This window comes from Variovorax sp. V116 (assembly GCF_041154435.1).
GTDB classification, from domain to species: domain Bacteria; phylum Pseudomonadota; class Gammaproteobacteria; order Burkholderiales; family Burkholderiaceae_C; genus Variovorax; species Variovorax paradoxus.
On sequence record NZ_AP028661.1, the window covers coordinates 3001257 to 3022321 of the forward strand.

22 protein-coding genes and 2 pseudogenes are annotated in these 21065 nt (G+C 68.5%); 9 read left to right on the forward strand and 15 right to left on the reverse strand.

What is annotated here, in order from left to right; translation table 11 throughout:
- Positions 1-10: 10 nt before the first annotated feature.
- The 12 genes and pseudogenes from epsC to ACAM58_RS14370 all read right to left on the reverse strand — a co-directional run bounded on the left by epsC (position 11) and on the right by ACAM58_RS14370 (position 9617).
- Positions 11-925: a serine O-acetyltransferase EpsC gene (gene epsC, locus ACAM58_RS14315; protein ID WP_012748072.1), complete on the reverse strand. Its 915-nt coding sequence runs from the start codon at positions 923-925 to the stop codon at positions 11-13.
- Between the two features lie 139 nt (positions 926-1064).
- Positions 1065-1280, reverse strand: a complete 216-nt coding sequence (locus tag ACAM58_RS14320) for a molybdopterin-binding protein (protein ID WP_007829250.1) — start codon at positions 1278-1280, stop codon at positions 1065-1067.
- Positions 1281-1342: 62 nt separating this feature from the next.
- Positions 1343-2631, reverse strand: a pseudogene (locus ACAM58_RS14325) (O-acetylhomoserine aminocarboxypropyltransferase/cysteine synthase family protein).
- 36 nt (positions 2632-2667) lie between these two features.
- Positions 2668-3498, reverse strand: a complete 831-nt coding sequence (locus ACAM58_RS14330; protein WP_012748074.1) for an ATP-binding cassette domain-containing protein — start codon at positions 3496-3498, stop codon at positions 2668-2670.
- A complete protein-coding gene (locus ACAM58_RS14335; RefSeq protein WP_012748075.1) occupies positions 3495-4469 on the reverse strand; it encodes an aliphatic sulfonate ABC transporter substrate-binding protein in 975 nt (324 codons plus the stop codon). The genes ACAM58_RS14330 and ACAM58_RS14335 overlap by 4 nt, the downstream gene beginning before the upstream one ends.
- Before the next feature lie 11 nt (positions 4470-4480).
- Entirely contained in the window at positions 4481-5335 is an 855-nt protein-coding gene (gene ssuC / locus ACAM58_RS14340; RefSeq protein WP_369663054.1) for an aliphatic sulfonate ABC transporter permease SsuC, read from the reverse strand.
- Positions 5336-5347: 12 nt separating this feature from the next.
- Complete coding sequence (gene ssuD / locus ACAM58_RS14345; RefSeq protein WP_369663055.1) at positions 5348-6517, reverse strand: FMNH2-dependent alkanesulfonate monooxygenase; 1170 nt, start codon at positions 6515-6517, stop codon at positions 5348-5350.
- 24 nt (positions 6518-6541) lie between these two features.
- Positions 6542-6691, reverse strand: a complete 150-nt coding sequence (locus ACAM58_RS14350) for a hypothetical protein (RefSeq protein WP_369663056.1) — start codon at positions 6689-6691, stop codon at positions 6542-6544.
- The gene (locus ACAM58_RS14355) at positions 6691-7650 is read right to left on the reverse strand and encodes a sulfonate ABC transporter substrate-binding protein (RefSeq protein WP_012748079.1); all 960 of its coding nucleotides are present in this window, start codon (positions 7648-7650) and stop codon (positions 6691-6693) included. Before ACAM58_RS14355 ends, ACAM58_RS14350 begins: the two co-directional genes overlap by 1 nt.
- Positions 7651-7691: 41 nt before the next feature.
- On the reverse strand, positions 7692-7826 hold the full coding sequence (locus ACAM58_RS14360; protein WP_012748080.1) for a hypothetical protein: 135 nt from the start codon (positions 7824-7826) through the stop codon (positions 7692-7694).
- A gap of 118 nt (positions 7827-7944) precedes the next feature.
- A complete protein-coding gene (gene ssuE, locus ACAM58_RS14365; protein WP_027730598.1) occupies positions 7945-8529 on the reverse strand; it encodes an NADPH-dependent FMN reductase in 585 nt (194 codons plus the stop codon).
- Positions 8530-8579: 50 nt separating this feature from the next.
- A complete protein-coding gene (locus ACAM58_RS14370) occupies positions 8580-9617 on the reverse strand; it encodes a sulfate ABC transporter substrate-binding protein (protein ID WP_027730599.1) in 1038 nt (345 codons plus the stop codon).
- Between the two features lie 137 nt (positions 9618-9754).
- Here ACAM58_RS14370 and ACAM58_RS14375 point away from each other — a divergent pair, with 137 nt between their 5' ends.
- From ACAM58_RS14375 to ACAM58_RS14395, 5 genes are all read left to right on the forward strand, one after another.
- Positions 9755-10027, forward strand: a complete 273-nt coding sequence (locus ACAM58_RS14375) for an oxidative damage protection protein (RefSeq protein ID WP_012748083.1) — start codon at positions 9755-9757, stop codon at positions 10025-10027.
- Between the two features lie 7 nt (positions 10028-10034).
- Positions 10035-11897, forward strand: coding sequence for an FAD-dependent 5-carboxymethylaminomethyl-2-thiouridine(34) oxidoreductase MnmC (gene mnmC, locus ACAM58_RS14380; protein ID WP_369663057.1), 1863 nt, complete (start codon positions 10035-10037; stop codon positions 11895-11897).
- A 24-nt stretch (positions 11898-11921) separates the two neighbouring features.
- Positions 11922-12830, forward strand: coding sequence for a transglutaminase family protein (locus ACAM58_RS14385; protein ID WP_012748085.1), 909 nt, complete (start codon positions 11922-11924; stop codon positions 12828-12830).
- A 184-nt stretch (positions 12831-13014) separates the two neighbouring features.
- Positions 13015-14523: an alpha/beta hydrolase gene (locus tag ACAM58_RS14390; protein ID WP_027730601.1), complete on the forward strand. Its 1509-nt coding sequence runs from the start codon at positions 13015-13017 to the stop codon at positions 14521-14523.
- 89 nt (positions 14524-14612) lie between these two features.
- Positions 14613-15101 (forward strand): YcxB family protein, encoded by a 489-nt coding sequence (locus tag ACAM58_RS14395; protein ID WP_012748087.1) that lies wholly within the window; start codon positions 14613-14615, stop codon positions 15099-15101.
- Between the two features lie 6 nt (positions 15102-15107).
- On the opposite strand, the gene ACAM58_RS14400 is transcribed toward ACAM58_RS14395, so the two are convergent.
- Both ACAM58_RS14400 and ACAM58_RS14405 read right to left on the reverse strand, forming a co-directional pair.
- The gene (locus ACAM58_RS14400) at positions 15108-16604 is read right to left on the reverse strand and encodes an ATP-binding protein (RefSeq protein ID WP_369663058.1); all 1497 of its coding nucleotides are present in this window, start codon (positions 16602-16604) and stop codon (positions 15108-15110) included.
- Positions 16604-17332 (reverse strand): response regulator transcription factor, encoded by a 729-nt coding sequence (locus ACAM58_RS14405; RefSeq protein ID WP_278876308.1) that lies wholly within the window; start codon positions 17330-17332, stop codon positions 16604-16606. The genes ACAM58_RS14400 and ACAM58_RS14405 overlap by 1 nt, the downstream gene beginning before the upstream one ends.
- Positions 17333-17429: 97 nt before the next feature.
- Between ACAM58_RS14405 and ACAM58_RS14410 the strand changes: the two genes are divergently transcribed.
- The 4 genes from ACAM58_RS14410 to msrA all read left to right on the forward strand — a co-directional run bounded on the left by ACAM58_RS14410 (position 17430) and on the right by msrA (position 19973).
- The gene (locus ACAM58_RS14410; RefSeq protein ID WP_369663059.1) at positions 17430-18062 is read left to right on the forward strand and encodes a cytochrome b/b6 domain-containing protein; all 633 of its coding nucleotides are present in this window, start codon (positions 17430-17432) and stop codon (positions 18060-18062) included.
- 1 nt (position 18063) lies between these two features.
- Positions 18064-18855 carry a molybdopterin-binding protein gene (locus ACAM58_RS14415; protein WP_018904536.1) on the forward strand — a complete coding sequence of 264 codons (792 nt, stop codon included), beginning with the start codon at positions 18064-18066 and terminating at the stop codon, positions 18853-18855.
- Positions 18856-18957: 102 nt separating this feature from the next.
- A complete protein-coding gene (locus tag ACAM58_RS14420) occupies positions 18958-19179 on the forward strand; it encodes a pentapeptide MXKDX repeat protein (RefSeq protein ID WP_369663060.1) in 222 nt (73 codons plus the stop codon).
- Between the two features lie 92 nt (positions 19180-19271).
- Entirely contained in the window at positions 19272-19973 is a 702-nt protein-coding gene (gene msrA, locus ACAM58_RS14425; RefSeq protein ID WP_012748093.1) for a peptide-methionine (S)-S-oxide reductase MsrA, read from the forward strand.
- 6 nt (positions 19974-19979) lie between these two features.
- On the opposite strand, the pseudogene ACAM58_RS14430 reads toward msrA, so the two are convergent.
- Positions 19980-21010, reverse strand: a pseudogene (locus tag ACAM58_RS14430) (class I fructose-bisphosphate aldolase).
- Between the last annotated feature and the right edge of the window lie 55 nt (positions 21011-21065).

The following is a 21065-nucleotide window of genomic DNA, read 5'->3' on the forward strand; positions in this document are numbered from 1 at the left end:
GGTGCCGTTCCTATGGCGCGTTCGCCTTCGGCGCGTTCTGCAGGCTGGCCTGCGTCACGCTCGCGCCCGCGGGCACGTCGTCGGTGATCCACACATTGCCGCCGATGACCGCGCCCTTGCCGAGCGTCACGCGCCCGAGGATGGTGGCGCCGGCGTAGATCACCACGTCGTCCTCCACCACCGGGTGGCGCGGCAGGCCCTTCTGCAGGTTGCCCTCGGCATCGGTCGGAAAGCGCTTGGCGCCCAGCGTGACGGCCTGGTACAGCCGCACGCGCTTGCCGATGACCGCCGTCTCGCCGATCACCACGCCCGTGCCGTGGTCCATGAAGAAGCCCGCGTCGATCTGCGCGCCGGGGTGGATGTCGATGCCGGTCTGCGCATGCGCGAGCTCGGCCACGATGCGCGCCAGCAGCGGCAACTCAAGCTTGTAGAGCTCGTGCGCCAGCCGGTGGTGGATCATCGCGAGCACGCCCGGATAGCACAGCAGCACCTCGTCGACGCTGCGCGCCGCCGGATCGCCCTGGTAGGCCGCGAGCACGTCGGTGTCGAGCAGGCGGCGCAGGCCCGGCAGCGCGTTCGCGAACTGGCGGATGGCCTCGGCGGCGAGGCCGCCGACTTCGTTCGATGGGCGCGGCTCGTGGCGGGCGTTGTAGTTGAGTTCCAGCCGCGCCTGCACCAGCAGCGCCTGCAAGGCGGTGTTCAGCGTGTGGCCGACATAGAAGTCTTCGCTCTCATGGCGCAGGTCGGGCGGGCCGAGCCGCATCGGGAACAGCGCGCCCTTGAGCGATTCGATGACCTGCGCCAGCGCATCGCGCGACGGAAACTCGCGCGTGCCGGGCTCGCGCGAGCGGCGCTGCGAATCGCGCCATTCATCGCGCGCGGCGTGCAGCGCGCGGACGATGTCGCCTACTTCGAAATTGGCCATGGCTTTCTCTCCGGGCGTTTTGTACATCACACTGTAGAAGCCCGCGGCCGATGTGCCAAGAACTGAAAACCCGGCTGCTGCAAGCGGAAAAACCCCGGCGCCAACACGGCGCCGGGTTGTTCGCAAGCTTGAGGGTCCGTCAAAGCTTCGCGATCGAAACCTCCGTCGACTTCACGAGCGCGACCACGTCGGAGCCCACCTTGAGCTGCAGCTCGTCGACCGAGCGCGTGGTGATGACCGAGGTGACGATGCCCCAGGCGGTTTCGACGTCGACTTCGGAGACGACGTCGCCGCGGATGATTTCGCGGACCTTGCCCTTGAACTGGTTGCGGACATTGATGGCTTGGATGGACATGGTGTTTCTTTCTCTTTGAGGTTGAAGGAAGGGTTCAGGCATGAGGAACAGGGGCACCGCGCTCACACGGCCGCGGCAGCCAGCGCCTGGTCGAGGTCGGCGACCAGGTCGTCGATGTGCTCGATGCCGACCGACAGGCGCACGGTGTCTTCCGTGACGCCGGCCCGCGCCAGCTCTTCGGGCGAGAGCTGCCGGTGCGTGGTGGAGGCCGGGTGCGTGGCGAGCGAGCGCACGTCGCCGATGTTCACGAGCCGCGTGAAGAGCTTGAGCGCATCGAGGAACTTCGCCCCGCCCTCGCGGCCGGCGCCGATGCCGAAGGTCAGCACGCCGCTGGACCGGCCGCCGAAGTACTTCTTTGCCAATGCGTGGTCGGGATGGTCCTCGAGCGCCGCGTAGTTGACCCAATTCACGGCCTTGTGCGTCTTCAGGTGCTGGGCCACCGAAAGCGCGTTGCTGCTGATGCGGTCCATGCGCAGCGCCAGCGTCTCGATGCCCTGCAGGATCAGGAAGGCGTTGAACGGCGAGATCGCCGCGCCCGTGTTGCGCAGCGGCACCACGCGCGCGCGGCCGATGTAGGCGGCCGGGCCCAGCGCCTCGGTGTAGACCACGCCGTGGTAGCTCACGTCGGGCTCGTTCAGGCGCCGGAAGCGCTGCTTGTGTTCGGCCCACGGGAACTTGCCCGAATCGACGATGGCGCCGCCGATGCTGGTGCCGTGGCCGCCCAGGTACTTGGTGAGCGAATGCACCACGATGTCGGCGCCGTGTTCGATGGGCCGGCTCAGGTACGGCGAAGGCACCGTGTTGTCCACGATCAGCGGCACGCCGTGGCGGTGCGCGATCTCGGCGATGGCCGCGATGTCGGTCACGTTGCCGGCCGGGTTGCCGAGCGATTCGACGAACACCGCCTTGGTCTTCTCGTCGAACAGCCTCTCGAAGCTGCTCGGGTCGCGGTGGTCCGCGAAGCGCGTGGTGATGCCGAACTGCGGCAGCGTGTGCGCGAACAGGTTGTAGGTTCCGCCGTACAGCGCGGTGCTGCTGACGATGTTGTCGCCCGCCTCGGCAATGGTCTGGATCGCATAGGTCACGGCCGCCTGGCCGGAGGCCAGCGCCAGCGCCGCGATGCCGCCCTCGAGCGCGGCCACGCGCTGTTCGAGCACGTCCTGCGTCGGGTTGTTGATGCGGGTGTAGATGTTGCCCGGCACCTTCAGGTCGAACAGGTCGGCGCCGTGCTGCGCGCTGTCGAAGGCATAGGCCACCGTTTGATAGATGGGCGGCGCCACGGCGCGCGTGGTCGGCTCGGCGAGTAGCCAGCGTGCACCGACAGGGTTTCGAATTTCCAGTTCTGCGACATGCGACTGCCTTTCTTTTTTGTGGATGAACGGTGGACTCAGATCGCCCAGCGCAGCGTGTGCGCCGAGGGCTGCAGCCAGTTGGCGTCCGTGGCGGCGGATTCGGCCTCGCCGGGCTTCTGCAGCACGCGGTCGAGGATGCGTTTCTCGATGGCTGCGAACGCCGGGTCGCCCTGCGAGCGCGGCCTGGCGAGCGCAATGTTCTCGTCGAGTGCGATGCGCCCGTCCTCGATCAGGATCACGCGGTCTGCAAGCGCCACGGCCTCCTGCACGTCATGCGTCACCAGCAGCGCGGTGAAGCGGTGGCGCTGCCAGAGGTTCTCGATGAGGCGATGCATCTCGATGCGCGTGAGCGCATCCAGCGCGCCCAGCGGCTCGTCGAGCAGCAGCAGGCGCGGGTGGTGCACCAGCGCCCGTGCGAGCGCCACGCGCTGGCGCTGGCCGCCCGACAGGCGCGCCGGCCATTCGTTCTCGCGGTCGGCCAGGCCCACCTGCGCGAGCACCTCCTTGCCGCGCGCCTTGGCCTCGGCGGGCAGGCCGAGCGTCACGTTGTCGAGCACGCGGCGCCAGGGCAGGAGGCGCGCTTCCTGGAACATGATCCGGGTGTCGTCGTGCAGGCCGTCGATGGCCTTGCCGTCCGTGTAGAGCCCGCCGGCGCTGGCCTTCTCGAGCCCCGCAACCAGCCGCAGCAGCGTGCTCTTGCCGCAGCCGCTGCGCCCGACGATGGCGATGAACTGCCCCGGCTCGATGGCGAGTTGCGTGTTGCGCAGCACCTCGCGCTCGCCATAGCGCTTGTGCAGCCCGCGCGCCTCCAGGCGAACGCCGCCCGCAATGGCCAGCGGCCGTGTGTCTTTCAGAACAGCATTCATGATGATTTCAGGCCCGGTTGGAAGAGCGCCACGTCGAGCGCGTTGATCTTTCTAGGCAGCAGCTTTTCCGCGAAGAAGGCATCGGCGATGCGCTGCTGCTCGGCCAGCGCCTCGGCCACCACCGGACGCACCGCGTAGCTGCGGCGAGCGTTGGCCCGCTCGATGGTTGCCGCGTCCAGGCCCCACACGGGCGACAGCAGCGCCGCGGCCTCCTTCGGGTTCTGCTTGACCCATCGGCCGGTTTTCTCGAGCTCGGCATAGACCACGCGCAGCACATCGGGACGCGCCTTCGCGAACTTGGTGCTGGCGAGGTAGTAGCGCTGGTACGAGGCGATGCCGGTGCCATCGGCCAGCACGCGCACCCTGGCCTGGCGCTGCGCGGCCGCCAGGAACGGATCCCACACGACCCAGGCGTCGATGGCGCCGCGCTCGAAGGCGGCACGGCCGTCGGCCGGCGTCAGGTAGGCGGGATCGATGTCCCTGAAGGACAGGCCAGCCTTCTCCAGCGCCGCGATCAGCAGGTAGTGCGCGCCGGCCGCCTTGGCGAAGCCGACCTTCTTTCCCTTCAGGTCGGCCACCGACCGGAGCGGCGAGTCCTCGCGCACGAGGATGGCCTGCGCGGCCGGCGACGGCGCTTCCTGCGCGACAAAGGTCAGGTCGGCGCCGGCGGCCTGCGCGAACACCGGCACGGTGTCGGCCACGTCGGCACTGATGTCCAGGTTGTCGAGGTTCAGCGCCTCGAGCAGCGGCAGGCCGCTGGTGAACTCGTGCCAGCTCGGCGTGGCGTTGAGCGGGGCAAGCTGCCTTTCGAGCGTGCCCTGCACCTTCAGCAGCGCGATCAGCGTCGAGGACTTCTGGTAGCCGAGCCGCACGGTGAGGGGCCGCGTGGCCCCGCCCTGCGCGAACGCGGCACCGGCGCCCAGTGCGCCCAGCGTGGCGATGGCCGCGCGCCGCGAAATGATGTTCTTCATGTGCCCTGCCCTCACTTCGCCGTCTTCTTCTGGTAGCCCGGATGCCAGCGCAGCCACCATTGCTCCAGCCCGCGCGCGAACAGGTCGGCCAGCTTGCCGAGCAGCGCATACAGGAGGATGCCCACCAGCACGATGTCGGTCTGCAGGAACTCGCGGGCGTTCATCGTGAGATAGCCGATGCCGGCCTGCGCCGAGATGGTTTCGGCCACGATCAGGATCACCCACATCAGCCCGAGCGAAAAGCGCAGGCCCACCAGGATGGACGACAGCGCGCCGGGCAGGATCACCTCGCCGTACAGCTGCCAGCGCGAAAGCCCGTAGGTGCGCCCCATCTCGATCAGCTGCGGATCGACATTGCGGATGCCGTGAAAGGTGTTGAGGTAGATCGGAAAGAACACCGACACCGAGATCAGGAACAGCTTGGCCGACTCGTCGATTCCAAACCACAAGATCACCAGCGGAATCAGCGCCAGCGCGGGGATGTTGCGCACCATCTGGATGGTCGAATCGAGCAGCGTCTCGAAGAACTTCACCGAGCCCGTCAGAAGGCCCAGCACCAGCCCCGTGCCGCCGCCGATCGCAAGGCCCGCGAGCGCGCGGCCCGCACTGACCTTGACGTGCGTCCAGAGCTCGCCCGACACGGCCAGCGCCCAGGCGGCCTTGACCACGTCCACCGGCGCCGGCAGCACCCGCGTGGAGAGCCAGCCCAGCGACGAAGCGATCTGCCAGAAGACGATCAGCCCCACCGGCACCAGCCACGGCACCAGCCGAACCGCCACGCTGGCGCCGAAGGCCTTGAACGCGCCGCCGGTGGTTTCTTCCGAAGAAGACGCGACCGCCGGCAGTTCCTGTACCTGTTCCGTCATGGGAGATCCTTCTTAGCTTTGGGAAGCGAGGCGCGAAGGCGCATCGAGATTGGCAACGACTTCGCCGAACGGCCCGCTCAGCGAGCCGCCCGCGAGCCGCGACTGCGCCTTGCGCGAGAGCAGCGGGAACACCAGCTCGGCGAAACGGTAGGCCTCTTCGAGATGCGGGTAGCCCGAGAGAATGAATTTGTCGAGGCCGAGCGCCGCGTATTCCTCGATGCGCGCCGCCACCGTCTGCGGGTCGCCCACCAGCGCCGTGCCCGCGCCGCCGCGCACCAGGCCGACGCCGGCCCAGAGGTTGGGAGAAATCTCGAGCTCGGCGCGCGAACGCCTGGCGCCGCCTGCATGCAGCGCGGCCATGCGGCGCTGGCCTTCGGAATCCATGCGGGCAAAGGCGGCCTGCGCGCGGATCACGGTCTCGTCGTCGACGCGGCTGATCAGCTCTTCGGCGGCCTTCCATGCGGCGTCTTCGGTCTCGCGCACGATCACGTGCAGCCGGATGCCGAACTCGACCGTGCGGCCCTTGCGCGCGGCGCGGTTGCGCACGTCGGCGATCTTCCTGGCCACCTCGGCGGGCGGTTCGCCCCAGGTGAGATAGGCATCGACCTGCTCGGCCGCAAGCTCGTGCGCGGCGGCCGACGAGCCGCCGAACCACACCGGCGGATAAGGCTCCTGCACCGGCGGATAGAGCAGCTTCGCGCCCTTCACGCTCAGGTGCCGGCCCTCGTAGTCGAAGGCCTGCCCGCTGTGGCTGCGCGCAAGGATCTCGCGCCAGATGCGGATGAACTCGGCCGATTGCTCGTAGCGCTGCGCATGGTCCAGGTACACGCCATCGCCTTCGAGCTCGGCCTGGTCGCCGCCGGTGACCAGGTTCACGAGCAGGCGGCCGCCCGAGAGGCGGTCGAATGTCGCGGCCATGCGCGCCGCCAGGCTGGGCTGGTGCAGGCCGGGGCGCACCGCCACCAGGAACTTGAGGTTCTTGGTCGCGCCGATCAGGCTCGAGGCGATCACCCACGGGTCTTCGCAGGAACGGCCGGTGGGAATCAGCACGCCTTCGTAGCCGAGCTGGTCGGCCGCGCCCGCGATCTGCTGCAGGTAGGCCAGGTCGATGGGCCGCGCACCTTCGCTGGTGCCGAGATAGCGGCTGTCGCCATGGGTGGGGAGAAACCAGAATATCTGCATGTGTCGTCTTTCGGTGGTGCTGCGTCAGATCGCGAACAAGGCGCCGCGCACGCGGGGCAGCGCGCAGCGCGAGCGCGGCAATGCGGCGCGCACACGCTGCCGCTCGGCAAGGCCCCAGGCGCGCGTGGTCGTGGCCAGCACGCGGGCGGCGCGATCGCGCAAGGCTTCCGGCATCACGCGATGCCCGCCGCAGCGGCCTCGAGCACGCTGATCCTTCGGGGGATCAGCTTCAGGTCGAAGAAGGTGTCGGCGATCTTCTGCTGCTCGGCGAGCACGGCCTTGCTGATGGGACTGGTCCCGTAGGCGGCGCGTGCCACCGTCAGTTCGGCCACCGGTTTCGGCAGGCCCCACAGGGCCGCGAACTCGGCGGCAAGATCGTCCTTGTGGGCGGTGCCCCAGACGTCGACCTTGTTGATCTCCTCGATCGCAATGGCCAGCACGTCGGCGTTCTTGGCCGCATAGCCGAGCGACGAGAAGTAATAGCCGCGGTTGCCCACCACGCCGGTCGCGTCGGCCAGGACGCGGGCCTCGAGCGATTTTTCGGCGGCGGCAAGGAACGGATCCCAGATCACCCAGGCATCGACCGAGCCCTTTTCGAAGGCCGCGCGCGCATCGGCCGGCGGCAGGAAGACGAGGTTCAGGTCGCTGTAGGCAAGGCCGTGCTTCTCGATCAGCTTGGCGATGAAGTAGTGGACGTTCGAGCCCTTGTTGAGCGCGACCTTCTTTCCCTTCAGCTCGGCCACGGTCCTGATGGCCGAGCCCTTGGGCACCAGCACGGCCTCCGACTGGGGCCGCGGCAGCGTGGTGGCCACGTAGGCCAGCGGCGCGCCGGCGGCCTGCGCGAAGATCGGCGGCGCCTCGCCCACGTCGCCGAAATCGATGGAGCCGACGTTCAGCGCCTCGAGTTGCACAGGGCCGGCGGTGAACTCGGTCCACTTCACGGCCACGCCGAGCGGCGCCAGCCGCTTCTCGAGCGTGCCGCGGCCCTTGAGAATGCTGAGGGCGCCCTTCTGGTGGCCGATGCGCAGTTGCCGCGCCGGCGCCTGGGCCAGCGCGGCGAAGGAAGGCAACGCGATTGCGGCGGCAGCGGCGCCCTGCAGCAGGCGGCGGCGCGGTATGGAGATGGAAGTCATGGACTCGTCCTTTTCGAATGCGGATGCGGATGCAGGTGGCCTCAGGCCGAGATGAAGCCGACGATGAGCGCGATGGCGGTCACCACGATCGTGCTGATGGCCAGGTCCCGCAGCGCCTTCCAGATGGAGCGGGGCTGCGCGTCGAGTGCGGAGTCTTCGGTGGCAACGGGGTTCATGCGTGATTCCTTGTGCAAAAACTTCGGGCAAGGCTGCGCCCTCGCCGCGCAAGACGCGACTTCAAAAACGGGAACAGGAATGGGGCTGGCCGGACTCGGGTTCGATCAAGAACCCGTTCTAGACACTACATCGCACCCTGGAGAACGGCACGGGTTCGAAGCCGTGCGTGGCGGGCAGCTTCAGCCCTTCGGTCGCAAGCACCTCGACGGCCTCATTGAGCCGTTCGGCCAGGTCGGTATGCACCTGGTAGGCGTTCTCGGGCGTGAGCGTGATCTGCGAATCGGTCGCGTAGACACCCGGCAGGATGTGGCGCGCCGACAGCGCATGCAGCACCGGCCGCAACGCGTAGTCGAGCGCGAGCATGTGGTGCGGGCTGCCGCCGGTGGCCAGCGGCAGCACGGTCTTGCCCTTGAGCGCGTTCTGCGCCAGCAGGTCGAGAAAAACCTTCAGCACGCCGCTGTAGGCGGCCTTGTAGACCGGCGTCGCCACCACGACCACGCGCGCATGCGCCACCTGCGCAATCGCGCGCTCGATGGCCGGATGGTTCCAGTCCGCCAGCAGCAGCGCCTGGGCCGGCAGGTCGCGGATCGCGAGCCGTTCGATGCGCGCGCTGCGGCCGGCCAGCCGCTCGCCCACGGCCTCGAGCAATGCGCTGGAACGCGAAGGTGCGGAGGGACTGCCGGCAATCAGGAGAACGGACACGGAGGGACTTTCGGTTTTCTTCGGGATTTCGCTTCGAGGTGCGAGGCGGATTACTTCTGCTTGGTCGTGTAGATCTGGTCGAACGAAGCGCCGTCGGCAAAGTGCTCCTTGTCGGCCTTGGCCCAGCCGCCGAAGGCCTGGTCGATGGTCACCAGCGTGAGCTTGGGAAACTGCTTGTCGTACTTGGCCTTGGCCTTTTCCGAGGTCGGGCGGTAGAAGTTGCGGCCCGCAATGTCCTGGCCTTCGTCCGAATACAGGTACTTGAGGTATTCCTCGGCCACCGCGCGGGTGCCCTTCTTGTCGACCACCTTGTCGACCACCGCCACGGTGGGCTCGGCCAGGATCGAGATCGACGGCACCACGATCTCGAACTTCTCGGCGCCGAATTCCTTCAGCGCCAGGAAGGCTTCGTTCTCCCAGGCCAGCAGCACGTCGCCCACGCCGCGCTGCACGAAGGTGATGGTGGCGCCACGCGCGCCGGCATCGAGCACCGGAACGTTCTTGAACAGGCTGCCGATGTATTCCTTGGCCTTGGCGTCGCTGCCGTACTTGCGCTTGGCGAATTCCCAGGCGGCCAGGTAGTTCCAGCGCGCACCGCCGGAGGTCTTGGGGTTGGGCGTGATCACCTGCACGCCGGGTTTCACGAGGTCGTCCCAGTCCTTCAGGCCCTTGGGATTGCCCTTCTTCACCAGGAACACGATGGTCGAGGTGTAGGGCGCCGAGTTCTGCGGCAGGCGCTTTTGCCAGTCGGCCTTGACCAAGCCGCCGTGCGTGGCGAGCGCGTCGATGTCGCCGCCCAGCGCCAGCGTGGCAACGTCGGCATCGATGCCGTCGATGATCGAGCGGGCCTGCTTGCCCGAGCCGCCGTGCGACTGCTTGACCGTCACGTCCTGGCCGGTCTTGCCCTTCCAGTATTTGGCGAAGGCGCGGTTGTAGTCGACGTACAGCTCGCGCGTCGGGTCGTACGACACGTTGAGCAGCGTCACGGGGGCCGCGCCCTGCGCGAACGACGGCAATGCCGTCAGGGCCATGGCACCGGCCACGCCGGCCCCCAGGGAAAGCTTGATAAAGTCGCGGCGAAGGCTCATGGTGTCTTGCTCAAAAAGGCATATCAATGAAGCTGCGTATTCTCAATACGACATATAGAAACTGGAACGACCGAGTTTTCAGTTCTAAATAGCCAAATCAACTAAGCAACCGCTTTCCCCACCAGAGGCAATCAAAAATGGCACGCATGGTTCAGTGCATCAAGCTCGGCAAAGAAGCCGAAGGGCTCGACTTCCCGCCCTATCCCGGGGAACTGGGCAAGCGCCTGTGGGAAAACGTCAGCAAGGAAGCCTGGGCCGCCTGGCTCAAGCAGCAGACCATGCTGGTCAACGAAAACCGGCTGAACCTGGCCGATCTGCGCGCCCGCCAGTACCTGGCCCGCCAGATGGAAAAGCACTTCTTCGGCGAAGGCGCCGACGTGGCGCAGGGCTACGTTCCCCCCTCGAACTGAGCCCGTCTTGGCCGCCGAGCCCGTCGCCTGGCGCGCCGACGGCGTGCCGTTGAGCGAGCGCTTCGGCGACATCTATCACACCGAAACCGGGGCGCTGGCGCAGTCGCGCCACGTGTTCCTGGGCGGCTGCGGCCTGCCCGGCGCTTGGTCCGGACGGCCGCAATGGCGGATTCTCGAAACCGGATTCGGGCTTGGCCTCAATTTCCTGACAAGCTGGCAGGCCTGGCGCGCGGATGCGAACCGGCCGCGGATGCTGCATTACGTCTCGGTCGAGGCGTACCCGGTCGGGCCTGAAGACCTGCTGCGCGCCGCCGGGGCCTATCCCGAGCTGATGCCGCTGGCCCGGGAACTGGCGGCGCAGTGGCACGGGCTGCTGCCGGGCTTTCACCGGCTGGCCTTCGACGCCGGCCGCGTGCTGCTCACGTTGTGCATCGGCGACGTGCAGCCGATGCTGCGCGCCCAGCGCTTCGAGGCCGATAGCCTCTTCCTGGACGGCTTCAGCCCGCAGCAGAACCCCGCCATGTGGTCGCCCGACACGCTGAAGGCGGTGTCGCGCTTTGCGCGCCAGGGCACCGGCCTTGCCACCTGGACCTATGCCCGTGCGGTGCGCGATGCGCTGGCGCAGAACGGCTTCCAGCTCGAAAGGCGGCCGGGACTGCCGCCCAAGCGCGACTGCCTGGGCGGCGTTTTTGCGCCGGCCTGGACGGTGCGCCGCCGCGGCCCCGCGCCCGGGCACGTCGAAGCACCGGGCCGCTGCACCGTGATCGGCGCCGGGCTGGCCGGCGCGGCCGTGGCGGCCAGCCTGGCGCGGCGCGGATGGCAGGTCACGGTGCTGGATGCGGCGGACCGCCCCGCCGCCGGTGCGTCCGGACTGCCGGTTGGCGTGATGGCGCCGCATGTCTCGCCAGACGACGCCCTGCTGTCGCGGCTCACGCGCGCCGGCATCCGCGCGACCTGGCATGAACTGGAACGCCTGCTGGAGGAAGGCCGCGATTGGCGCGCCAGCGGCGTGCTGGAGCGCCGGCCCGAAGGCGACACGCGCGTGCCCGCCGGGTGGAGCGACAGCGGCCCCAATGAATCGTGGCCCGCAAGCGCCGCGCAATTGGCAGAGGCCCGCTTGCCGGCCGATGCACCGGCCCTCTGGCATGCGCGCGCGGGCTGGGTGCGGCCGCAGCGGCTGATCACGGCCTGGCTGCGCCTGCCAGGGATCGAGTTCCGCGGCAACGCACGGGTCGCACGCATGGCGCAAGGCGGCGGCACGTGGCAGCTGTTCGATGCGGCGGACCGGCTGCTGGCCGAAGCGGAGCGCGTGGTGATCGCCGCGGGCTTCGAATCGGGCCGCTTCGCACTGGGGCTTCCGCTGCAGCCCGTGCGCGGCCAGGTCATGTGGGGCGCGATGGCGGCGGATGACGGGCTGCCCCCGACACCCGTCAATGGCGACGGCCACCTGATCGCGCACGTACCCGCCGACGGCGACGGCACCGAGCTCTGGCTGGCCGGCGCCACCTTCGACCGCGACAGCACCAACCTGGAGCCGAACGGCGCCGATGCCGCCGCCAACCGCGAGCGCCTGGCGCGCCTGCATCCCGCCGCGGCCGCCGCGCTGGCCGCGAGCTTCGATCGCGGCCAGGTCCACGCCTGGGTCGGCGTGCGCTGCGCATCGGGCGACCGCCGGCCGCTGGTCGGCCCGCTCGATGCCGATGGTGCAGCCGGTGCGCCAAGTCCCTGGGCCTGCACCGCGCTGGGCTCGCGCGGCCTGAGCTTCGCGGCCCTGTGCGCCGAACTGCTGGCCGCGCAATGGCATGGCGAACCGCTGCCGCTGCCGGCCAACCTGGCCAAGGCGCTCTCGACCGCGCGAACGCAAGCGTAGGCGCTACCGCGCCAAGGCCCCAGAATGCAGCGCATGGCCATCCAATACGACATCACGCACACCACCGTCTACCGCTACAAGAAGCCGGTCACCTTCGGTCTGCACCGGGTGATGTTCCGCCCGCGCGACAGCCACGACCTGCGCGTGCTCGCCACCGACCTGCAGGTGAGCCCCGAGTCGTTCACCCGGCTGATCCAGGACCCGCATTCGAACTCGGTCGCGCTGGTGCAGCCCATGGGCGAGGCCACGGAGCTGCGCATCGTGTGCTCCTTCACCATCGAGCACGTGCCGGCGCAGCAGGACCAGCTCGCGCTCGATCCGGCCGCCGAATTCCTGCCCTTCGCCTATTCGGTGCAGGAGCGGCTCGACCTCGAGCACTACCTGCGCCCGCACCATGACGACGATGCCAACGGCACGCTGATCCGCTGGGCCCACCAGTTCCTGCACACCGACCAGCCCAACAGCACGCGCGAAGTGCTCGCGCGCATGAACGCGCACATCGGCCAGAGCCTCGAATACAAGGCGCGCGACGAGGAAGGCACGCAAACGCCGCTGCAGACGCTGGCGCTGGGCAGCGGCAGCTGCCGCGACTACGCGCTCTTGATGATGGAGGCCGCACGGCGCCTGGGCATTGCCACGCGCTTCGTCTCGGGCTACCTGTACGACGCCGCGCTCGACCGCGCGGCCCAGGCGCCCGGCGAATCGATGACCGGCGCCGGCACCACGCACGCCTGGCTGCAGGCCTACCTGCCGGGCATCGGCTGGCTCGCCTTCGATCCCACCAACAACCTCATGGGCAGCGGCCAGCTGATCCGCGTCGGCGTCACGCGCGACCCGGCGCAGGCCGCGCCGATCTCGGGCAGCTGGTATGGCGATGCCGAGGCCTATGACGGCCTCGAAGCCACCGTGGTGGTGACGCGCCGCAAGGGCTGACGCAGCGCGCGCGGGTGTCGCGCAGGAGATAGCAGCTACGGGAAAGCCCGGGCCGGTGCGCCCGGCAACGCCCCTACGCTGCGCCGCCGGTCCAGCGAAATAGCACGGTCGTTCTCTACGGCCGCGCGAGGCTGCGCTGCGCCGGGCTTCTTCCCAACACCACAAGAACGGAGAGAGACATCCCATGCATTCCGCACGCCTGACATTTCTTGCCCTTGCAGCCAGCCTGGCCGTCGCCTCCTGCGGCGGAGGCGGCGGCGGCAACGGCTTTGCCTTCATGCCATTGCCGCCGGCTCCGGCACCCGCGCCGCCGGCACCGCCTCCTCCACCTCCCCCGCCGCCCGAAGAAACCCGCCTGCAGGACAGCCGCAACTCCTTCGCGCCCGCCGATCCCGCGGCCACCACCTTCGCGGCGCTCGCCTCCGACGCCAGCGACACCGTCGACAACACCACCACCAGCCGCTGGGCCGGCATGCTCGGCGGCGCGCAGTACCGCGTCGAGGTGCCCGCCAACTGGAACGGCAAGCTCGTGATGTACGCGCATGGCTACGCCGGCGAAAGCAACCTGCTGCAGGTGAACAACCCCTCCATCCGCCGCTTCCTGATCCAGAACGGCTACGCCTGGGCCGCCTCGAGCTACAGCAAGAATTTCTACGACGTGCGCGCGGGCGTGGAAGACACCAACGCGCTGGCCCTGCAGTTCAACGCCATCGCCAAGGCCAACGGCCGTGAGCTCGCGGCGCCTTCGAGGATCTACATCACGGGCCATTCGATGGGCGGCCACATCACGGCGGCAGCCATCGAGGACGAGGCCTACGCCACCGCCAACCACAAGATGAAGTACCACGGCGCGGTGCCGATGTGCGGCGTGATGGGCGACACCGAGCTGTTCGACTACTTTGCGGGCGCGCAGGTCGCCGCGCAGGCGCTGGCAGGGCTGCCCAAGTACCCGAGCGTCAACTGGCTGGACATCCGGGCGCAGGTCACGGGCACGCTGTACACCGCGTTCCCAGGCACGCCCACGGCCACCGGCCTGAAGTTCGGCTCGGTGGTGAAGAACCTCACGGGCGGCGAGCGGCCGATGTTCGACCTGGGCTTCACGCAGGGCGGCTCGTTCGCAGCGGTATGGGGCGTGTTCGGCAGCGATGGCACGGTCAACGGCATCCTGAACCGGAGCACGCTCGACACCAACCGCTTCACCTACACCATCGACGGCGACGTGCCGGGCACCACGGCGCTGAACACCTCGGTGCTCAAGCTGACCGCGGCGGCCGATGCCAACCGCCTGCGCACCGACGGCCTGCGCTGGATTCCCAAGGCCAATGGCGAGTTCAGGATTCCGGTGGTCACGCTGCACACGCTGGGCGACCTGTACGTGCCCTTCAGCATGGAGCAGATCTACCACCAGCGCGTGGCGGCCAAGGGCAACGGCGGCTGGCTGGTGCAGCGCGCCGTGCGCGGCATCTCGCACTGCGACTTCACGATCGCCGAACAGGTCGAGGCCTTCGACGCGATGGTCAAGTGGGAGCGCGACGGCGTGAAGCCGGCGGGCGACGACGTGGTCACCGCGGCCACGGTGGCGGACCCGGCCTACGGCTGCACGTTCACGCGCCCGCTCGGCACGCTGGACGAAAGCCCCACCAGCAAGGCGACGCGTCCCGGCGCAGCCGCGGCACGCCCCTGCCCGCCCTGAGCGGCGGGACCGGCAGGTGGATCGGTAGATGCTGGGCGCCCGCGCTGTAGCATCGCCTCCACCCACAGGCCACCCATGAGCGCTGCACGATGACCGCGACATTCAGGATCTCCGAGGACGACTATGTCGACGCCATGAAGCTCTACGCGCGCCTGCCGCGCACGGCGCGCTGGCTCCTGGGGGCCGCGGCCGTGCTGCTCGTGCTGGCGGCGGTCTTCGGCACGCGGCAGGTCCAGGCGAGCGCGCTGGGCGGCCTGGCCGGCGGCGCGGGCGTGCTGCTGGCCATGCGCGTTTTCGTCATGCCGATGACGGCCCGCCGGCACTACCGCAAGTACAAGGCGATCCGCGAAGAGTTTTCTGCGGAGCTGCTGGACGACGCACTGCGCCTTCGCGCCCCGCACGGCGAGAGCCGGATCGTCTGGGCGAACGTGCTCAAGTGGCGGCAGGACGACCGCTTCGTGCTCATCTACCTGATGCCGCGCCTCTTCCATGCGCTGCCCAAGTCGGTGGCGTCGCAGGGCTTCGACCTGCCGGGGCTCATCGAGCGGCTGAACCGGCACGTCGGCCCCGAAGCCTGAGGCGCTTCAGGCGGCCGTGGCGCCGCCTAGCTGAAAGCGGAACACCGCCCCCTTGTCGGGCTGCTGCACGAGCCGGATGTCGCTGCCGTGCAGCTGCAGGATGCGCTGCACGATCACCAGGCCCAGCCCGCCGCTGCCGGAACCGTCGCTGCGCGCCCCGCTCAAGAACACCGGGCGCACGAAGAGCCCCTTCTGCAGCTCGCCCGGAATGCCCGGGCCCGTGTCGCTCACCTGCACCGCCACGCCCGAGCTGGCGGGCCGCAGCTGCACCTCGATCTGGCCGCCGGCCGGCGTGTGGCGGATGGCGTTGTCCAGCAGGTTGGTCAGCACGCGCTCGATCATCCCGAGGTCGGCCGACACCACCGGCAGGCCCGGCGCGATGTCGGGCCTGAGCTGCTGGTGGCGCGCCTCGGCCGCGAGTTCGAATTTCTGGAACACGTCCTGCACGAGATCGGCCAGCGCGAAGTTCTCCTTCTCGGGCTTGACCACGCCGTATTCGAGCCGCGCCAGTTCGAACAGCTCCTGTGCGAGCCGGCCCACCTTGCGGCTCTGGCCGAGCGCGATTTCCAGGTAGCGCCGGCGCTCCTCTTCGCTCAGCGAGCCGGCCTTGAGCAGCAGGGTTTCGAGATAGCCGTGCAGTGAAGTGAGCGGCGTGCGCAGGTCGTGCGAGATGTTGGCGAAGAGCTCGCGGCGCTGCTGGTCCGAAAGCGTGAGTTCGCGCCATTGCTCGGCGATGCGGCGCGTCATCTGCGTGAAGGCCTGGCCCAGCAGCGCGATCTCGTCGCCGCCGCGCGAGAGCCGCGCAAGGGTGGGCGCCTCGCCCCCGGACGAAGCCGGGCCTTCGGTCTCGAAGCGCTTGACGGCCTGGGTCAACTCGCGCAGCGGCCGCGTGATGAGCCGGAACGCCGCCAGGCCCGCAATGAGGCCGAGCAACGCCACCAGCGCCATCGACCAGAGCGTGGTGCGCAAGAGGTTGTCGGCCGCGAGCCTGGCCGCCAGCGCGTCGTAGTCCTCGCCCTGCAGCACCACGTAGACATAACCCGCATCCCGTCCGCCCACCTTGAGCGGCGCGGCGCTGAACACCTTGGCCGCATCCGCGCTGCGCGGATCGTCGCCCACGATGGGCAGCGCAGCACCCGACAGGAGCTTGCGGATCGGCTCCAGTGCCACACGGTCGCGCTTCAGGTGCCCGGGCGGCGCGGCCTGGGCCTCGATGCGGCCGTCCAGCCCCAGCAGGTAGACCTCCACGGCGGGGTTGACCGCCATCAGCTTGTCGAACAGGTCCTTCACCGCGGCCTGGTTGAGGCCGCCGGGGCGCATCAGCTCCGAGTTCTCGGCGATGTGCGCCGCCAGCCCCATCGACAGGCGCTGCACCACCTCCTGCCCGTGCAGCCCGCTCGCGCGCACCTGCAGCCAGGCCGAGGCGCCGCAGCAGGCCAGCAGCAGCAGCGCGAACACCACCGAGAGGCGGCGCGAGAGCGTGGCCCAACTGGCCCAGGCCATCACGCGCCCCCTTCCTCGCCGGCTCCGGTGGGCGAGAGCTTGTAGCCCCGCCCCCAGACGGTCAGGATGCGCCGCGGCTCGGCCGGATCGGCCTCGACCTTGGTGCGCAGCCGGTTGATGTGCGTGTTGACCGTGTGCTCGTAGCCGTCGTGCTGGTAGCCCCAGACCTGGTTGAGCAGGTCGAGCCGCGAGAACACCTTGCCCGGATGGCGCGCAAAGAAGTACAGCAGGTCGAACTCGCGCGGCGTGAGCTCGATCAGCCTGGCATCGACGCGCACCTCGCGCGCCACAGGATCGATGTCCAGGTTGCCCAGCGTGAGGCTGCCCGACTCCAGGCGCGCATTGCGCGCCAGCGCATCGGTGCGCCGCAGCAGCGCCTTGACGCGTGCCACGAGTTCCAGCACCGAGAAGGGCTTGGCCAGGTAGTCGTCGGCGCCCAGCTCCAGGCCAAGGATGCGGTGCACCTCGCTCGACCGTGCGCTGATGATGATGATCGGCGTGTAGCGCGCCATGGCGCGGGCGCGGCGGCAGATCTCGAGGCCGTCCACGCCGGGCAGCATCAGGTCGAGCACCAGCGCGTCCCAATGGCCGCGCTCCAGTTCGCGCAGGCCCGTGTGGCCGTCCGCGGCGTGTTCGATCACATAGCCTTCGTCGCGCAGGTGCATGCGCAGCAGTTCGGCGATGTGGGCGTCGTCCTCGACGATCAGCACGCGTTTGGCAGTGTCCATGGCACCGATTGTCCCGCCAACCGGCTTTTGGAGTTATCACGATTAATTGAACTCTGCGTGATGAATCGGCCATGGGGTGCGCCCAAGAATCGGCTCCATGACCAGCACCGCCATCGCAAGCACCGCACCCGATGCCCGCCCCATCCACCCGCTGTGGATGCGCATCACGCACTGGCTCAATGCCCTTGCGGTGCTGGTGCTGGTGACGAGCGGCTGGCGCATCTACAACGCATCGCCCCTCTTTGAATTCCGCTTTCCGGGCGCGGTGACGCTGGGCGGCTGGCTCGGCGGTGCGCTGCAATGGCATTTCGCGGCCATGTGGCTGCTGGTGTTCAATGGCTTGGTCTACCTGGCGATCAACATCGCGAGCGGCCGGCTGGCCGCCAGGTTCTTTCCGGTCACGCCGGCCGGTGTCTGGCACGACGCGCTGGCCGCGCTCAAGGGCCGGCTCTCGCATGCCGACCCGCGCCGCTACAACAGCGTGCAGAAGCTGGCCTACCTGTTCGTGATGCTCGACATCGCCGTGATCGTGCTTTCGGGCCTCGTGCTGTGGAAGTCCGTGCAGTTCGCCGTGCTGCGCGACTTGCTGGGCGGCTACGAATTTGCGCGCCGCATCCACTTCTTCGGCATGGCCTCGCTGGTCGCCTTCGTCGCCCTACACCTGGTGATGGTGGCGCTGGTGCCCCGCACCCTTCTCACCATGATCCGCGGCCTCGCGCCAAAAGCCTGATATGAGAATCTTCAAAGCCCCAAAGATGACCGGCGTCGATGCCGACGCCGTGGTGCGCGAGGCCCGCACACTGATCGCGAAGCAGCTCGACCAGCCCGCGCGCCGCGCCTTCCTGCAGCGCTCGCTGACGCTCGGCGGCCTTTCGCTGCTTACGGGATGCAGCATCAGCGACGACAGCCATGTGGAAGCGGCGCTCTCGAAGATCTCGCGCTTCAATGACAAGGTGCAGGGCCTCATTTTCAGCCCGACGCAGCTCGCCGAAACCTACCCGGAATCGATGATCACCCGGCCCTTCCCGTTCAATGCCTACTACGGCGAGGACGAGGTCCGCGAGGTCGACGAGGCCGGCTACAAGCTCGAAGTGACAGGCATGGTCGCCGACAGGCGCAGCTGGACACTGGCCGAGCTGCGCGCCATGCCGCAGCACGACCAGGTCACGCGCCACATCTGCGTCGAGGGCTGGAGCGCGATCGGCAAGTGGGGCGGCGTGCGCTTTGCGGACTTCCTGCGCCGCATCGGCGCGGACACCACCGCCAGGTATGTCGGCTTCAAGTGCGCCGACGACTACTACACCAGCATCGACATGCCGACCGCGCTGCACCCGCAGACGCTGCTCACGCTCAGCTACGACGGCCAGCCCCTGCCGCCCAAGTACGGCTTTCCGATGAAGCTGCGGATGCCGACCAAGCTTGGCTACAAGAACCCCAAGCACATCAAGGCGATGTTCGTCACCAACACCTATTCCGGTGGCTACTGGGAAGACCAGGGCTACAACTGGTTCGGAGGGAGCTGAGCCGCACCCGTGCGGCTCGACTGCCGATGAAAGCGCGAGGCCGTGTTCCCAGTGGGACCGCGCCATTCTCTTGAAAATGAAACCTCAACTGGAAGATTCCGAATGAACAAGCTCACTGCAACCCTGTTCGCAACCTGCATCGCCTTTGCCGGCGCCTCGGCCTTCGCCGCCGACGACATGGCGAAGGACGGCATGGCCAAGGATTCCATGGCCAAGGACGGCATGAAGAAGGATTCGATGGCGAAGGACGCCATGTCCAAGGACGGCATGAAGAAAGACGGCATGTCCAAGGACGCGATGGGCAAGGACGAGATGAAGAAGTAAGCAGCAGGGGTACGCGGCATTGACGCCCGCCGCAATCGGCGGCAATGTCGCTTCCACCGGCCTGGCCTCCAAGCCTCCTTCAAGGACAGCACATGAGATTCCCCGCACTCACCGCAGGCATGCTCGCCGCCGCGGTGCTGGCCTGGCATGCCGCACCTTCGTTCGCAGAGCCGGCCCGGCGCGTGCCGGCGGCCGCGGTCGACCTCACGGCCCCGCCCACCCTGAAGTACGACACCGCCGTGTTCGCCGGCGGCTGCTTCTGGGGCGTGCAGGGCGTGTTCCAGCGCGTCAAGGGCGTGAACAACGCCGTGTCGGGCTACGCCGGCGGCGACGCCAGGACGGCGCGCTACGAGGACGTGGGCTCGGGCCGCACCGGCCATGCCGAGGCGGTGCGCATCACCTACGACCCGCGGCAGATCAGCTACGGCAAGCTGCTGCAGATCTATTTCTCGGTGGCGCACGACCCGACCCAGTTCAACCGGCAGGGGCCGGACGTCGGCCCTCAGTACCGCTCCACCGTTTTTGCCGAGAACCTTGAACAGGCCCGCGTTGCGAAGGCCTACATCGCGCAGCTGAACCAGGCGAAGACCTTCAACAGGCAGTTGGCCACCACCATCGAAATGTCGAAGCCCTTCTATGCGGCCGAGGCCTACCACCAGGACTTCCTCACGCGCCATCCGAGCCACGAGTACATCGTGTTCAACGACCTGCCCAAGATCGACGACCTGAAGAAGCTCTTTCCCGAAAGCTACCGGCCGACGCCGGTGCTGGTGAATGCGGCAAAGGGCGGCTGAAGCCCCTCAGCCGGGCACCGGCGCATCGGCCCGCGCATCGTAGGCGCCGCGGCGCGCAGCCTGGTTGCAGCGGGCACGGTGCACCAGCGCCTGCTGCGCCACGGCAATGTTGGCGGCGTCGCCCTTCCAGGCGTCGAGCGCCGGCTGCTGGACCGCGCGCGAATACGAAAACGCCAGCGCCCACGGCAGGCGCGAACCGGCTCTCGCATTCATGGCATTCAACCGGGCCGATGCCAGCTGCGCCGACTGCCCGCCCGACAGGAAGGCAACGCCCGGCACGGCCGCGGGCACGGTGCGCCGCAGGCACGACACCGTGGCGTCGGCGACTTCCTCCACGCTCTCCTGCTTCGGGCTGTCCTGCCCGGGCAGCACCATGTTGGGCTTCAGCAGCATGCCTTCGAGCAGCACGCCCTGCAGGCGCAGCTGGGCGAACACCGCATGCAGCGTCTCCTCGGTGATTTCCGCGCAACGCGCGAGGGAATGGTCGCCTTCCATCAGCACCTCGGGCTCGACGATGGGCACAAGCCCGGCCTCCTGGCACAAGGCTGCGTAGCGGGCCAGCGCATGGGCGTTGACCTCGATGCATGCACGGCTGGCAGGCCGGGGCCGGGCGTGATGACGCCGCGCCATTTGGCGAAGCGCGCGCCCATGCCTGCATATTCGGCCAGCCGTTCGCGCAGGCCGTCCAGGCCTTCGGTGACTGTCTCCCCGGGGTGGCCCGCCAGCGGCTTCGCGCCGGTGTCGACCTTGATGCCCGGAATGATGCCCGCGCCGCTGAGCACCGAGACGAAGGACGCGCCCGATTTCGTCCGCTGGCGGATGGTTTCGTCGAAGAGGATGGCGCCGCTGATGGACGCGCCGAGGTTCGGCGCGGTGACGATCAACTCGCGCCAGTCGCGCCGCGCGTCCTCGGTCTGCGGAATGCCCAGTTTGGCGAAGCGCTTGTGGCAGGTGGCGTTGCTCTCGTCCATCGCGAGCAAGCCCTTGTCGCCGGCGACCAGCGCCCGGGCGGTGTCGATCAATGCCTGTGCAGTCATGATGATGAGACCCTCACTTGCTTGCAAAGATCGTACGCCTCCACCCGCGCCGAGG

Coding starts and splice junctions, on each gene's coding strand:
- ACAM58_RS14405 (WP_278876308.1), bottom strand. CDS start 17,332: ATGGACACTGCCAAACGCGTGCTGATCGTCGAGGACGACGCCCACATC.
- ACAM58_RS14420 (WP_369663060.1), top strand. CDS start 18,958: ATGAACAAGCTCACTGCAACCCTGTTCGCAACCTGCATCGCCTTTGCC.
- ACAM58_RS14360 (WP_012748080.1), bottom strand. CDS start 7,826: ATGAACCCCGTTGCCACCGAAGACTCCGCACTCGACGCGCAGCCCCGC.
- ACAM58_RS14375 (WP_012748083.1), top strand. CDS start 9,755: ATGGCACGCATGGTTCAGTGCATCAAGCTCGGCAAAGAAGCCGAAGGG.
- ACAM58_RS14400 (WP_369663058.1), bottom strand. CDS start 16,604: ATGGCCTGGGCCAGTTGGGCCACGCTCTCGCGCCGCCTCTCGGTGGTG.
- ACAM58_RS14370 (WP_027730599.1), bottom strand. CDS start 9,617: ATGAGCCTTCGCCGCGACTTTATCAAGCTTTCCCTGGGGGCCGGCGTG.
- ACAM58_RS14335 (WP_012748075.1), bottom strand. CDS start 4,469: ATGAAGAACATCATTTCGCGGCGCGCGGCCATCGCCACGCTGGGCGCA.
- ACAM58_RS14320 (WP_007829250.1), bottom strand. CDS start 1,280: ATGTCCATCCAAGCCATCAATGTCCGCAACCAGTTCAAGGGCAAGGTC.
- ACAM58_RS14385 (WP_012748085.1), top strand. CDS start 11,922: ATGCAGCGCATGGCCATCCAATACGACATCACGCACACCACCGTCTAC.
- ACAM58_RS14415 (WP_018904536.1), top strand. CDS start 18,064: ATGAGAATCTTCAAAGCCCCAAAGATGACCGGCGTCGATGCCGACGCC.
- ssuD (WP_369663055.1), bottom strand. CDS start 6,517: ATGCAGATATTCTGGTTTCTCCCCACCCATGGCGACAGCCGCTATCTC.
- epsC (WP_012748072.1), bottom strand. CDS start 925: ATGGCCAATTTCGAAGTAGGCGACATCGTCCGCGCGCTGCACGCCGCG.
- ACAM58_RS14390 (WP_027730601.1), top strand. CDS start 13,015: ATGCATTCCGCACGCCTGACATTTCTTGCCCTTGCAGCCAGCCTGGCC.
- msrA (WP_012748093.1), top strand. CDS start 19,272: ATGAGATTCCCCGCACTCACCGCAGGCATGCTCGCCGCCGCGGTGCTG.
- ACAM58_RS14350 (WP_369663056.1), bottom strand. CDS start 6,691: ATGCCGGAAGCCTTGCGCGATCGCGCCGCCCGCGTGCTGGCCACGACC.
- ssuC (WP_369663054.1), bottom strand. CDS start 5,335: ATGACGGAACAGGTACAGGAACTGCCGGCGGTCGCGTCTTCTTCGGAA.
- ACAM58_RS14410 (WP_369663059.1), top strand. CDS start 17,430: ATGACCAGCACCGCCATCGCAAGCACCGCACCCGATGCCCGCCCCATC.
- ACAM58_RS14355 (WP_012748079.1), bottom strand. CDS start 7,650: ATGACTTCCATCTCCATACCGCGCCGCCGCCTGCTGCAGGGCGCCGCT.
- ACAM58_RS14330 (WP_012748074.1), bottom strand. CDS start 3,498: ATGAATGCTGTTCTGAAAGACACACGGCCGCTGGCCATTGCGGGCGGC.
- ACAM58_RS14395 (WP_012748087.1), top strand. CDS start 14,613: ATGACCGCGACATTCAGGATCTCCGAGGACGACTATGTCGACGCCATG.